At 65.6% G+C, this 13167-nt stretch carries 14 protein-coding genes; 7 read left to right on the plus strand and 7 right to left on the minus strand.

The genetic code is table 11. The features are described from left to right. Positions 1-27: 27 nt before the first annotated feature. Complete coding sequence (gene arfB / locus IVB46_RS27500; RefSeq protein WP_063985592.1) at positions 28-447, plus strand: alternative ribosome rescue aminoacyl-tRNA hydrolase ArfB; 420 nt, start codon at positions 28-30, stop codon at positions 445-447. 69 nt (positions 448-516) lie between these two features. Here arfB and IVB46_RS27505 read toward each other — a convergent pair whose 3' ends face one another. Next, positions 517-822, minus strand: coding sequence for a hypothetical protein (locus IVB46_RS27505; protein ID WP_247343858.1), 306 nt, complete (start codon positions 820-822; stop codon positions 517-519). A gap of 303 nt (positions 823-1125) precedes the next feature. Between IVB46_RS27505 and IVB46_RS27510 the strand changes: the two genes are divergently transcribed. The 4 genes from IVB46_RS27510 to IVB46_RS27525 are packed head-to-tail and all read left to right on the plus strand — an operon-like array spanning position 1126 to position 4100. Beyond that, entirely contained in the window at positions 1126-1512 is a 387-nt protein-coding gene (locus IVB46_RS27510; RefSeq protein ID WP_175618155.1) for a c-type cytochrome, read from the plus strand. Beyond that, the gene (locus IVB46_RS27515; RefSeq protein ID WP_166103618.1) at positions 1513-1908 is read left to right on the plus strand and encodes a VOC family protein; all 396 of its coding nucleotides are present in this window, start codon (positions 1513-1515) and stop codon (positions 1906-1908) included. It begins immediately after the preceding gene. 45 nt (positions 1909-1953) lie between these two features. After that, entirely contained in the window at positions 1954-2502 is a 549-nt protein-coding gene (locus IVB46_RS27520) for a hypothetical protein (protein ID WP_063985596.1), read from the plus strand. 29 nt (positions 2503-2531) lie between these two features. Beyond that, complete coding sequence (locus IVB46_RS27525; protein WP_247315502.1) at positions 2532-4100, plus strand: GMC family oxidoreductase; 1569 nt, start codon at positions 2532-2534, stop codon at positions 4098-4100. A gap of 229 nt (positions 4101-4329) precedes the next feature. On the opposite strand, the gene IVB46_RS27530 is transcribed toward IVB46_RS27525, so the two are convergent. Beyond that, positions 4330-4647: a ribbon-helix-helix domain-containing protein gene (locus IVB46_RS27530; RefSeq protein ID WP_247315504.1), complete on the minus strand. Its 318-nt coding sequence runs from the start codon at positions 4645-4647 to the stop codon at positions 4330-4332. Between the two features lie 241 nt (positions 4648-4888). Here IVB46_RS27530 and mutL point away from each other — a divergent pair, with 241 nt between their 5' ends. After that, complete coding sequence (mutL, locus tag IVB46_RS27535) at positions 4889-6700, plus strand: DNA mismatch repair endonuclease MutL (RefSeq protein WP_247315506.1); 1812 nt, start codon at positions 4889-4891, stop codon at positions 6698-6700. 106 nt (positions 6701-6806) lie between these two features. Here the strand turns inward: mutL and rsmD are convergent, their stop codons facing one another. Beyond that, positions 6807-7361, minus strand: a complete 555-nt coding sequence (rsmD, locus tag IVB46_RS27540) for a 16S rRNA (guanine(966)-N(2))-methyltransferase RsmD (protein WP_247315508.1) — start codon at positions 7359-7361, stop codon at positions 6807-6809. After that, positions 7362-9527, minus strand: coding sequence for a pseudouridine synthase (locus IVB46_RS27545; protein ID WP_247315510.1), 2166 nt, complete (start codon positions 9525-9527; stop codon positions 7362-7364). A gap of 119 nt (positions 9528-9646) precedes the next feature. Here IVB46_RS27545 and IVB46_RS27550 point away from each other — a divergent pair, with 119 nt between their 5' ends. Beyond that, positions 9647-10105 carry a nucleoside deaminase gene (locus tag IVB46_RS27550; protein ID WP_038945284.1) on the plus strand — a complete coding sequence of 153 codons (459 nt, stop codon included), beginning with the start codon at positions 9647-9649 and terminating at the stop codon, positions 10103-10105. A gap of 141 nt (positions 10106-10246) precedes the next feature. Here IVB46_RS27550 and IVB46_RS27555 read toward each other — a convergent pair whose 3' ends face one another. From IVB46_RS27555 to IVB46_RS27565, 3 genes are all read right to left on the minus strand, one after another. Beyond that, positions 10247-11149 carry an alpha/beta hydrolase gene (locus tag IVB46_RS27555; RefSeq protein ID WP_247343861.1) on the minus strand — a complete coding sequence of 301 codons (903 nt, stop codon included), beginning with the start codon at positions 11147-11149 and terminating at the stop codon, positions 10247-10249. A gap of 210 nt (positions 11150-11359) precedes the next feature. Next, positions 11360-12643, minus strand: a complete 1284-nt coding sequence (gene purD / locus IVB46_RS27560; protein ID WP_247315514.1) for a phosphoribosylamine--glycine ligase — start codon at positions 12641-12643, stop codon at positions 11360-11362. A gap of 222 nt (positions 12644-12865) precedes the next feature. Next, a complete protein-coding gene (locus IVB46_RS27565; protein WP_208084494.1) occupies positions 12866-13165 on the minus strand; it encodes a transcriptional regulator in 300 nt (99 codons plus the stop codon). Between the last annotated feature and the right edge of the window lie 2 nt (positions 13166-13167).

The raw sequence follows: 13167 nt of genomic DNA on the forward strand, positions 1-13167 counted from the left end.
TGTCCGGACATCACGAATGGTGCCATCATGCTGCGGATATCCCGCGATCTCGTCATCGACGAGGACGACATCGAGATCGGCTTCGTCCGCGCCTCCGGCCCGGGCGGGCAGAACGTCAACAAGGTCTCGACCTCGGCGCAGCTGCGCTTCGACACGCGCAAGCTGACCCTGCCGGAGGATGCGGTAATCCGGCTCGCCCGCATCGCCGGCCAGCGCATGACCAAGGACGGCGTGATCGTGATCCACGCCCAGCGCTTCCGCACCCAGGAGCGCAACCGTCAGGACGCCATCGACCGGCTCACCGAGATCCTGACCGAAGCGATGATACGGCCAAAGCCGCGCCGCGCCACGCGGCCGACCTTTGGCTCCAAGCAGCGCCGGCTCGACGGCAAGAAGCGCCGCAGCGACATCAAGGCAGGGCGCGGCGGCGGCCGCTTCGACGACTAGCAAAGCAGACCGAGTCAAAAAAACTCCGGCCGCAGGGCGACCGGAGTCTGCTTGCTTCACCCGGCGGGACTAGTAGCGCTTGGCCGGGTCTGCACCGCCCGTCGCGGAATCGTCGGCGGTTCCCTTATGCGCAGCGCTACCGGTGGTGCCGACCGTGCCCCTGGTGCCTTTGGTCGATTTCATGCCCGTCTTCTCGCCCGCCGCGCCCGGCTGAGCATTCATCTCCTCATCCCCGCTGCCCATTGTGCTGCCTTGCATCGGTTTGCCTTGGACGGTGCCGCCTGTCTTGGCGGGTGGCGCGCCTTGCGCGAGAACCGGCGTCGCAATGAGAGCCGACAGAGCGCATGCGATCATCGAGGTCTTCACCAACTTCATCCATTTCTCCTGGATTTTTCCGCGACGAATGGCTCGGCTGCATCCTGCGCCGCTCACCTGCACCGGGTCATTGCATCGCGTAGAGAGTTCAAGCGGCGCGGTCGTCATGCAATGCGCATGGTGTGGTGATCGTTTAGGGATTTGACGGCGGTTTCGCGGAATTGTGCTCCGCATATAAGGCATTGCGGAACACACGCGGCCACCAGTGTCTCCGCGCGCATCGAAACAGCCCGCTACTACCACCGCATCTTTGACGCCGCCTAGAGTTTGCGCACGTTGATGTGGATGGGCGGATTCTTGGCGATGCGCGCAGTCGTGCTTGGATTGTGCACCGCGATGGTGCTGGTGACGCGGGTTGCCGATGCGCAAATGCCCCTGCCGGCCGCCAAGCCGCCGGATGGCGCGACGCTGTTCAAGCAGCAATGCGCGGTGTGCCACACGACAAGCCTGTCAGAACCGGCGCGGCAAGGCCCCGCGCTGGTGAAGGTCGTTGGCCGTCCCGCCGGCAAGACCGAAGGTTTTAAGTACTCGGAGGCGCTGTCGAAAGCGGACTTCGCCTGGGACGAGACCAGGCTCGACGCCTGGCTGAGCAATCCGCAAGCCGTCATTCCCGGCGTGACCATGGTCTACCGGCAGGCAAAGCCGGAGACGCGCGCCGCCATCATCACCTACCTGAAGGAGCTGAACTGAATGGCAAAGCCCGTTCATTCCATGATCCGCGTGTTCGACGAGGCCCGCTCGCTCGACTTCTACAAGCGCGCCTTCGGCCTGGAGGTCGCCGACCATCTGAAATTTTCGGACTTTGCCCTGATCTATCTGCGTCATCCCTCCTCACCTTTCGAGGTCGAGCTGACGGTGAATTTCGATCGCAAGGAGCCGTACCAACTCGGCGACGGCTACGGACATATTGCCGTGGTGGTCGAGGATCTCGATACCGAACATGCCCGCTTCGAGCGCGAGAAGCTCGCACCGGGACCGCTGCGCGACTTCAAGCACGACGGCAAGACGCTGGCGCGCTTCTTCTTCGTCAGCGATCCCGATGGCTACAAGATCGAGGTGATCCAGCGAGGGGGTCGTTTCGGCTGATCAAAATCACAAAAATCCAAATCACAAAATCTACGGAGGAATGCCATGAGAGAAGTCGATCGTCGAAGCAAGCACAGCCGCCGCGTCTTTCTCAAGGGAGCGGCGACCGCCGTTCCGGTCGTCGCTGTCGCGACCAGCGTCGCCGTCAGCATCGAGGATGCCTGGGCGGATGATGCCAGCACGCTCTCGCCCGCAACGATGAAGACGCTGCTGAAGGTCGCGCGCGACATCTATCCGCACGACGTCCTCGGCGACAGCTACTACATCACCGCGATCAAGCCGTGGGACGGCAAGGCGGCCAAGGACCCCGCCGTCAAGTCTCTGATCAGCGACGGCATCACGCGGCTCGATCAGAACGCGCGGGATCGCCACAAGGTGGCTTACGCCGAAGTGCCATGGGAAGCCGACCGCGTGGTGCTGCTGACGGAGATCGAGCAGAGCGACTTCTTCCAGAAGGTGCGCGGCGACCTCGTCGTGTCGCTCTACAACCAGAAAGAGGTCTGGCCGCGGTTCGGCTACGAAGGCTCCTCCGCCGAGCACGGCGGCTACATCAACCGCGGCTTTGCCGACATCGACTGGCTGCCGAAGGCTTAAGGCTCACCCAACGGTTCAGGAGAACGCATATGGCAAAATTCGATCTGAACGACTCCAGCGTTGTGGTGATCGTCGGCTCCGGTGCCGGCGGCGGCACGCTGGGCAACGAGCTCGCGCAGAAGGGCGTCAAGGTCGTCATCCTTGAAGCCGGCCCACGCATCGAGAACCAGGATTTCGTCAACGACGAGTGGGAGAGCTTTTCCCAGCTCGCCTGGACCGACGCGCGCACGACGTCGGGAACATGGCGCGTCGCCAAGGACTTCTCTGGCCTGCCCGCCTGGATCGTCAAGGCGGTCGGCGGCTCGACCACACACTGGGCCGGCGCATCGCTGCGCTTCGACGAGCACGAGTTCAAGGTGAAGAGCACCTACGGCAATATCCCCGGCGCAAACCTGTTAGACTGGCCGGTGACGCTCGCCGAGATAGAGCCATGGTACGCCAAGGCCGAGAACAAGATGGGCGTGACGCGCACCAACGGCATTCCCGGACTTCCCGGCAACAACAACTTCAAGGTACTCGAAGCCGGCGCAAAGAAGCTCGGCTACAAGACCGTGCACACCGGTAATATGGCGATCAACAGCCAGCCGCGTGACGGCCGCGGCGCCTGCCAGCAGATCGGCTTCTGCTTCCAGGGCTGCAAATCCGGCGCGAAATGGTCGACGCTCTACACCGAAATCCCCAAGGGCGAGGCGACCGGCAATCTCGAGGTCCGGCCGAGCAGCATGGCGGTCAAGATCGAGCACGACGCCTCCGGCAAGGTGACCGGCGTTGTCTATGCCGACGAGAGTGGCGCGATGCAGCGCCAGAAGGCGCGCATCGTCGCGGTCGCCGGCAATTCGATCGAGAGCCCGCGGCTGCTCTTGAACAGTGCCTCGACCATGTTCCCCGATGGCCTCGGCAATTCATCCGGCCAAGTCGGCCGCAACTACATGCGACACATGACCGGCAGCGTCTACGCCGTGTTCGAGAAGTCGGTGCACATGTATCGCGGCACCACCATGGCCGGCATCATCCGTGATGAATCCGCCAACAATCCGAAGCGCGGCTTCGTCGGCGGCTACGAGATGGAGACGCTGTCGATCGGTCTGCCGTTCATGGCGGCGTTCCTCAATCCCGGCGCCTGGGGCCGTCCGTTCACCGCGGCGCTCGACGGCTATCCCAGGATGGCCGGCATGTGGCTGGTCGGCGAGGACATGCCGCAGGAGACCAACCGCATCACGCTCGATCCCGTCGTCAAGGACAAGTTCGGCCAAGCGGTCGCGAGCGTGCATTTCGACGATCATCCCAACGACCTCGCGATGCGCGCACATGCCTACAAGCAGGGTGCGGCCGTCTACGACGCCGTCGGCGCCACCGTGACCTATCCAACGCCACCCTATCCGAGCACGCACAATCTCGGCACCAACAGGATGAGCGAGAAACCGCGGGATGGCGTGGTCAACAAGTTCGGACAGAGCCACGACGTCAAGAATCTGTTCGTCTCGGATGGCAGTCAGTTCACCAGCGGGGCGGCGTGCAATCCGACGCTGACCATCGTCGCGCTCGCGATCCGGCAGGCTGATTACATCGCCGGCGCGATGCAGAAAAAGGAGATCTGACGTCGGGCGTTATCCCGTCTGATTGGAAGAACGTGGCAGGCATTTCGCTTGCGGCCATCCTTCGAGACGCCCGCCTACGGCGGGCCCTCAGGATGAGGCCGTGTTGCGCGGCGAGATATCAGACCCTCATGGCGAGGAGCCCGCCGAGGCGGGCGTCTCGAACCATGCAGGCCGAGAACGTTTCGCATGACGGCATTGAGAATGCGGATGCGGGCTGCCACGGCAACGGCTACTCGGCCGCATCAAGGATCGGCGCGACGGTTCCCTTGAACTCCTGCACCGGCACCATGCTCCGGGAGCGGTAGATCAGGCAGGAGCAGCGCAGCAGCGAGGCGAAATTATTGACCTCGCCGTGATGGTCGAGCACCTCGTTGTAGAGCGTGGTCAGGAACTTTCCGACGCTCATGCTCTCCTTGGCCGCGATCTCCTCCAGCGTGTCCCAGAACGCCATTTCCAGCCGGATCGAGGTGCAGTGCCCGCCGATCCGCAACGAGCGGGTCTGGGATTCGTAGTTGCGTTGGGGCTGGTGCGCGAAGAAATTGCACATGGCGTCCTCCCGTCCTGTTGCCATTTTTTCACGATGCTACACCGCTGTCCGGCCCCCCACAATCAGGACGGCAGCAGGGCAACCGCTCCGTCCCGGTTGCGCAATTTTCTCGAACGTCCAATCCCTTCAATGTGATAGGCATCCCTCTTCCCCAGGCCGCCACACGGCTGTTGCCCAACACATGCTTTTGACGCAACACGGCCTAGAATAGCGCCGTCAGCGAATCCAGATCGAAAGCCCCATGCCCGTCCGCCAGCTGCCAGAGCAAATCGTCAACCGCATCGCCGCCGGCGAGGTGGTCGAACGTCCGGCAAGCGTGGTCAAGGAACTGGTCGAGAACGCCATCGATGCCGGCGCGAGCCGGATCGACGTCTTCACCGATGGCGGCGGGCGGCGGCGGATCGGGATCACCGACGACGGCGGCGGCATGACCGCGAAGGACCTCGCGCTCGCGGTCGAACGCCATGCCACCTCCAAGCTCGACGACGAGGATTTGCTCCAGATCCGCACGCTCGGGTTCCGCGGCGAGGCGCTGCCCTCGATCGGCTCCGTCGCGCGTCTCTCCATCACGACGCGGCACGCGAGCGAACCACATGCCTGGGCGCTGTCAGTCGAGGGCAGCGATAAGTCCGAGATCATGCCGGCGGCGCTAGCGCATGGCACGCGCGTCGAGGTCAACGACCTCTTCTATGCAACGCCCGCGCGGCTGAAATTCCTGAAGACCGATCGCACCGAGGCGGAGGCGATCCGCGAGGTGGTCAGGCGCCTTGCCATGGCGCGGCCCGACGTCGCCTTCACGCTGGCCGGCGAGGAGCGCGCGCCGGTGACCTGGACCGCCGCGCTGCCCGGCGCCGCCGGACGGCTGACGCGGCTCGGCGACATTCTGGGCGCAGAATTCCGCAGCCACGCCATCGAGGTCCATGCCGAGCGCGAGGGCGTCGTGGTCGCCGGCTATGCCGCGGCGCCGGCGCTGACCAAGGCGAATGCGCTCGGGCAATATCTCTTCGTCAACGGCCGTCCGGTGCGCGACAAGCTGATCCTCGGCGCCGTGCGCGGGGCCTATGCCGACTATCTGCCGCGCGACCGCCATCCGGTGCTGGCGTTGTTCGTTACGCTCGATCCGCGCGAGGTCGATGCCAACGTGCATCCGGCCAAGACCGAGGTGCGCTTCCGCAATGCCGGCCTCGTGCGCGCGCTGATCGTGCACGGATTGAAGGACGCGCTCGCGCGCGAGGGCCGGCGCACGGCCGCCAACAGTGGCGAGAGCGCGTTGTCCTCGTTCCGGCCGGCGTTTACGCCGCGGCCGGCGAGCTGGGACTGGCGCGCCTCGCCATCCGCCCCGGTCGCGCCGATGCCGTCGTTCGACGGATTGGCTGCGCCCGTCTTCGCCGAGCGCGCACAGGCGGCATTCGATGTCGGCGCGCCCAGTGCGGACGTGCGGATCGAGACCCAGCCCGTCAGCGACCTCGTCGACCGCCCGCTTGGTGCTGCGCGCACGCAGATCCACGAGACCTACATCGTCTCGCAGACCCGCGACGGCCTGATCATCGTCGACCAGCACGCCGCGCATGAGCGCATCGTCTATGAGCGGCTGAAGGCCTCGCTCGCCGCCAACGGCGTGCAACGGCAGATCCTCCTGATCCCCGAAATCGTCGAGATGGACGAGGCCACGGTGGAGCGCCTGCTGGAGCGCAGCGAAGAGCTCGCATCGTTTGGCCTCGCCATCGAGTCCTTCGGCCCCGGCGCGGTCGCGGTGCGCGAGACGCCGTCGCTGCTCGGCAAGACCAATGCAGGCGGGCTGCTGCGCGATCTCTCCGAGCACATGGCCGAATGGGACGAGGCGCTGCCGCTGGAGCGCCGCCTGATGCACGTCGCCGCCACCATGGCCTGTCACGGCTCGGTGCGCGCCGGCCGAAGGCTCAGGCCCGAGGAGATGAACGCCCTGCTCCGCGAGATGGAGGACACCCCGAACTCCGGCCAGTGCAATCACGGCCGCCCGACTTATGTCGAGCTGAAGCTGAGCGATGTGGAGAAGCTGTTCGGGCGGAGATGATCTTCGTAGGGTGGGCAAAGGCGCAACGCGCCGTGCCCACCATCTCTTCATGATCGCGATAGAAGTGGTGGGCACGCTACGCTTTGCCCACCCTACGGCAGCGAGACTACGGCGTCTTCAAAAACACGAACTCCGTGTCGTCATACGCCCGCCGCTCCAATTCCTCGAAACCTTCCGGCGTCACGAACTCCGCGGCCTTCGCCTCTTCCACCACGAGCAGCGCACCCGGCGTGAGCCAGCCGCCGTCGCGCAAGCTCGCGAGCGCCTTCTCCGCAAATCCTTGGCCATAGGGCGGATCGAGAAACACAAGTGAGAACGGCTCGACGGGGTGCGCAGGCCCGAGATCGGTCGCGTCGCGGCGATAGACCTTGGTCACGCCGCCAAGGCCGAGCGTCTCGACGTTGTTACGCAGCAGCGCGCGGGCCTCGGCGCCGTTGTCGACGAACAGTGTGAACTTTGCGCCGCGCGAGGACGCCTCGATGCCGAGCGCGCCGGTTCCGGCGAAGAGATCGAGCACGCGCGCGTCCTCGATCGGATCGTCATAGGCGTGCACGAGGATGTTGAACACGGACTCGCGCAGCCGGTCCGCCGTGGGGCGGATGTCGCGCGAGGACGGTGAGGCGAGATTGCGCCCCTTCAAACGACCGCCGACGACGCGCAATCAGTCCTCCCGCGGCGTCAGGTCGCGCTTGCCGTGATAGCCGCGCTTGGGGCGGCGCGGCGGGCCGTAGCCGTTGGCCTCGGACTCGTTGCGCTCGCGCGCTTCCTCGCTGCCGGTGCGCTGTACCAGCACGCGGCGACCCTTGCGATCGTTGATCACGTCACGCTTGCTGGCAGGCTTCTTCTCGCGCGGCGCTTCGCCGTCGGGTGAAGAAGATTTCTTCGGCACGTCGAACTGCGCGCCCGACTTCTCGATCACCTTGTCGCCGAGCTGATCACGCAGCACGCGCGACTTGATCTCCTCGACCTGGCCTTCGGGAACCTCGCCGAGCTGGAACGGTCCGTAGGACACGCGGATCAGCCGGTTCACCTCGAGCCCGAGATGGGCGCAGACGTTGCGCACCTCGCGGTTCTTGCCCTCGCGGATCGCGAACACCAGCCAGACATTGGCACCCTGGTCGCGCTCCAGCGTCGCCTCGATCGGACCGTATTTGACGCCCTCGACCTCGATGCCGTTTTTCAATTCGTCGAGCTGCGCCTGGGTGACGTCGCCATGGGCGCGGACGCGGTAGCGGCGCAGCCAGCCGGTGTCCGGCAGCTCGAGCGTACGCGCGAGCCCGCCGTCGTTGGTGAGCAGGAGCAGGCCTTCGGTGTTGAAGTCGAGGCGGCCGATCGAGATCAGCCGCGGCAGGCCTTCGGGCAGATTGTCGAACACGGTCGGACGGCCCTCGGGGTCGTCATGCGTCGTCATCAGCCCGCGCGGCTTGTGGTAGAGGAACAGCCGCGTACGCTCGCGCTCCGGCAACGGCTTGCCGTCGACAGTGACGACGTCGTTCGAGGTGACGTCGAGCGCGGGCGAATTGATGACGCGACCGTTGACGGCGACGCGCCCCTGCGTGACCATCTCCTCGGCGTCGCGGCGCGAGGCGAGGCCCGCACGCGACAGCACTTTTGCGATACGCTCGCCGGCCTTCTTCGGCTTCGGTGCTTCGTCACGGCGCGGACGGCCCTCGAAATCCCGATCACGGTCACGATAGGCGCCGCGGCCACCGAAGGCGGGGCGCTTCTCGAAGATCCTGCTCTCATCCTCGTTTTCACGGCGCGGACGGTCGCCGAAGCGGCCTTCGCTTCGCGGATGCTCGTGCCAGTCGGAGCGGCCCTCGGAGCGCTCGCGCGGACGATTGAATTTGGGACGGTCACCGCCGCGGTCGCCATCGCCATCGCGACGGGGCCGATCGAATTTGGGACGGTCGTCGCGCGGGCGATCGAACTTGGGCCGATCGAACTTGGGTCGATCGAACTTGGGCCGCTCGCGGAACGGACGATCGCCGGACGCGCGATCGTCGCGCGAGCGCGAGAAACGCGGACGGTCATCGCCGCCACCCTGCCGATCGTCGCGCTTCTGCCAGGGCTTGTCTTCGCTGCGGTCACGGCCGCCGAAATCCTTGCGCGGACCCTTGCTGAAGTCCTTACGCGGCGGACGATCGCCACGCGGACCCGCGTCGCGCTTCTGCCACGGCTTTGAATCGCTGCGCTCGCCACGATCGCGCGGGCGGTCACCGAAGTCACGCGGGCGATCGCTGCGATCCCCACGGTCGCGCTCGCGATCCGGTGCGCCGCGCGAAAACTTCCGCTCGCCGTCGAACTTGCGTTCCGGGCGGTCGCCACGCGGCGCGTAGGGCCGCTTGTCGCCGAACTTCTTGTCACCGAACCGGCCGGCGGGACGGGAATCGTCGCGATCCCGGCTGCGCGGCGGACGGTCGTCTCGGCCATAGGACGGGCGATCACCGCGCGGCTTGAACGGCCGCTTCTCGCCATCGCGCGCGCCGCGATCGGAGAACGGGCGGTCGCCGCGCGGCTTGAAGCTGCGCTCCTCACCACCACGGTCGTCGCGCTTGAATTTCGGACGGTCGCTGAAATCGCGGCGCGGGGCATCGCCCTCCTCGCGGCGGCGGAACGGACGATCCCCGCGGTCGGCGCGAGGCGGACGGCTGTCGCGGTCGCCACGGGGCGGGCGGGCGTCGCTCCTGCCCTCAGGGCCGCGCTTGGCGAATTTCTTCTCAGGGCCACGCGGCTTGCCGGACCGGCCCTTGGGCGGGCCACCCCTGCCCGGGCCTCGATCACGCCGGCCGCGGGAATCGTTGTCTTTGTCGCTGTCGCGAGGCATGAATAAACTCACTTAGGGGGTGGCCAGAAAGCATTGTGCGCGCTCGTTTCGAGCCGCATGCTCAGGCAAATCCGGTATTCACTCTTGCTGAAGGCGGAGCTACTAGCAGGTTTCTGGCGATGATACGAGGCTTGAAAGCCCCCTCTTTCATGGATTTGGCGCTCAAAACGGCCGAAAATGCCGGAAAGGCGGGCGAAGTTCCGATCGGATGCGTCGTGGTCCGCAATTACGAGGTCATCGCCACCGCGGCGAACCGGACGCTGACCGATTACGACCCGACCGCCCATGCCGAGATCATTGCGCTGCGCGAGGCCGCCAAAAAGATCGGCAGCGAGCGCCTGGTCGACTGCGACCTCTACGTGACGCTGGAGCCCTGCACCATGTGTGCGGGCGCGATCTCCTTTGCAAGGGTCAGGCGACTCTATTACGGCGCCGCCGATCCCAAGGGCGGCGCGGTCGAGTCCGGCGTGCGGTTCTTCGCTTCCCCCACCTGCCATCATGCGCCGGATGTCTATTCCGGGGTCGGCGAGAGCGAGGCGGCGCGGCTGCTCAGGGACTTCTTTCGGGAGCGGCGGTAGATTCACATATTCCGCCGTCATGCCCGCGAAGGCGGGGCATCCAGTACGCCGCGGCCTGTCGATCAACCACCACCGTCTCGGGGTACTGGATCGCCCGGTCAAGCCGGGCGATGACAGTTGTGTGTGTCGCGACAGCTTAGTTCAGCCTGCGAAGAACTCGCGCAGCGCCTTTGCGGTGACGTCCGGATTCTCCTCGGTGAGGAAATGGCCGGAGTCCACCGGCATGCCGTCGACGTTGGTCGCCCATTGCTTCCACGTATCGAGCGGCGTGGCGGCGGCCTGGGCGATATCTGCGCCACCCCACAAGGCCAGCATGGGAACCGTGATCTTCTTGCCGGCTTCGAAATCGGCCTTGTCGAGGTCGTAATCGAAATAGGCGCCGGCGCGGTAGTCCTCGCACATCGCATGCACGCGGGCGGGATCGCGGAACGGGGCGATGTAATGTTCCAGTGCGCGCGCGTCGATGGCGTCCAGCGTCTTCGACTTGGTCTGGCTCGCCATCTTGAAGCGCAGGAAGAACTCGCCATTGCCCGAGATCAGCGTCTCCGGCAGCGGTGCGGGCTGGGCGAGGAAAGTCCAGTGATAGATCTTCAGCGCGTAGGCGCGGTTCATCCGCTCCCAGTAATTATAGGTCGGCAGGATATCGAGCACGGCGAGCTTCGACAGCCGGCCGGGATGGTCGAGCGCGAGCCGATACGACACCCGGCCGCCGCGGTCGTGGCCGGCGAGCGCGAAGTGGACGTGGCCGAGTTGCTCCATCGCCTCGACCATGGCCTTGGCCATCGCGCGCTTGCTGTAGGGGATGTGCTGCGCATCGCTCTCGGGCATGTCGGACCAGCCATAGCCCGGCAGATCGGCGATGATCAGCGTGAACTTGTCGGCGAGCTGCGGCGCCACGCGGTGCCACATCACGTTGGTCTCTGAGAAGCCGTGCAGCAGCAGCAGCGGCGGCCCCTTGCCGCCGACGCGGGCGAAGATGCGGCCCAAGGAGGTGTTGATCCATTCGGAGGCGAAGCCGGGGTAGAGGTCGGCGAGATCGGACATCTTCTGCATCCTTATCTGGTCAGTCCTGTCTGGTCAGGGCTGCCTCGAACAAAAATGTCGAAAACAACCCCATGCACAGTAGCACGATGGTCACCTGTGAGGGTTGCTAAGCCCAACAGGCGATTGCGCAATTTTGGAATGTCGATGTGGCGGGGCGGAGGCGCGCGGCAATCTTGATGCCACCATGCGCGTATTCCGGAAAAAAGCCTGTCAGCCCCGGGCCTTCTCGGCTTCCACCGCCTGCCAGCCGATGTCGCGGCGGCAGAAGCCTTCCGGCCAGTTGATGCGGTCGACGGCCTGATAGGCACGCGCCTGCGCCTCGGTCACGGTCTTGCCGAGCGCGCACACGTTGAGCACGCGGCCGCCATTGGCGAGGATCGCGCCGTCCTTCTCAACCGTGCCCGCATGGAAGATTTCGGCGGTCTCGACCTCTGCGGCGTCATCGAGCCCTTCGATGCGCGTGCCCTTCTGATAGTCGCCGGGATAGCCCTTCGCCGCCATCACCACGGTGAGCGCGGAGTCCGGATGCCAGCGCAGGTCGAAGTGCTTAAGCTCCCCGTCACAGGAGGCGAGGAACGCCGGCACGATGTCGGATATCATCCGCAGCATCAGCACCTGACACTCGGGATCGCCGAAGCGAACGTTGAACTCGAACAGTTTTGGGCCCTGCGTCGTCAGCATAATCCCGGCGTAAAGGATGCCGCGGAACGGCGTGCCGCGCTGCTTCATGCCGGCGACCGTCGGCAGAATGATCTTTGCCATAATCGCGTCGTGGATCGCGGGCGTGACCAAAGGCGTCGGCGAATAGGCGCCCATGCCGCCGGTGTTCGGGCCGACGTCGTGGTCGAACACCCGCTTGTGGTCCTGCGCGGAAGCCAGCGGAATGGCGGTCTCGCCGTCGCACAGCGCGAAGAAGCTGATCTCGCGGCCCGGCAGAAATTCCTCGATCACGACCTCGGCGCCGGCGTCGCCAAAGGCGCCCTCGAACATCATGGCGATGGCGTCCTCGGCCTCGCGCACGGTCTTGGCGACCACGACGCCCTTGCCGGCGGCAAGGCCGTCGGCCTTGACCACGATCGGCGCACCCTGGCTCTGGACGTAGGCACGCGCATCATTGGCGTTGGTGAAGCGCTTGTAGGCGCCGGTCGGAATGCCGAATTCGGTGCAGAGCGCCTTGGTGAACCCCTTGGAGCTTTCGAGCTGCGCCGCCACCCCGCTCGGCCCGAACGCCTTGATGCCGGCGGCGGTGAGATCGTCGACGATGCCGGCGGCCAGCGGCGTCTCCGGGCCGACCACCACGAGCTCGACCGCATTCGTCTTGCAGAAGTCGATCACGGCGGCATGGTCGGCGACATCGAGCGCCACACATTCCGCCTCCCGCGCGATGCCGGCATTGCCGGGCGCGCACCAGAATTTGGTCACCAGGGGGGAGGCTGCGATTTTCCACGCCAGGGCATGTTCGCGGCCGCCGGAACCGAGCAGGAGAATGTGCATCGAAGGCTCAGAATAAGGGGTTTGCTGGGGCCGGAGGTCGCACGAATCGCGACGGGTCTCAAGGGGAAACGCCCACACTCCCCGTCATTCCGGGGCGTGGCGAAGCCGCGAGCCCGGAATCCATAACCACCATCGTGAGTATGGATTCCGGGCTCGCGCCCAAGGGGGCGCGCCCCGGAATGACGTCGGAGAGAGGGGAACGCCCGAGAACGACAATCGCCGCTAAACCTGCTTCCCCGCAATGATCTCCTGCAACGTCGCCACATGCCGCGCGAAGGCGCCGCGGCCGGCGGCGGTGGCGGTGACTGTGGTCTGCGGTTTCTTGCCGACAAAGGCCTTGTCGACCGAGACGTAGCCCGCCTTCGCCAGCGTCTCGATGTGTGCGCCGAGATTGCCGTCGGTGGCGCCGGTCAGCTTTTTCAATCGCGAGAACTCCAGGCCGGTGGAGACCGGCAGCGCGTTGAGCGCCGCCATGATCTTCAGCCGCAGCGGCTGGTGGATGATGTCGTCGAGCTCGGCCATGC

The organism is Bradyrhizobium sp. 61, assembly GCF_023073075.1.
Lineage (GTDB): Bacteria > Pseudomonadota > Alphaproteobacteria > Rhizobiales > Xanthobacteraceae > Bradyrhizobium > Bradyrhizobium barranii.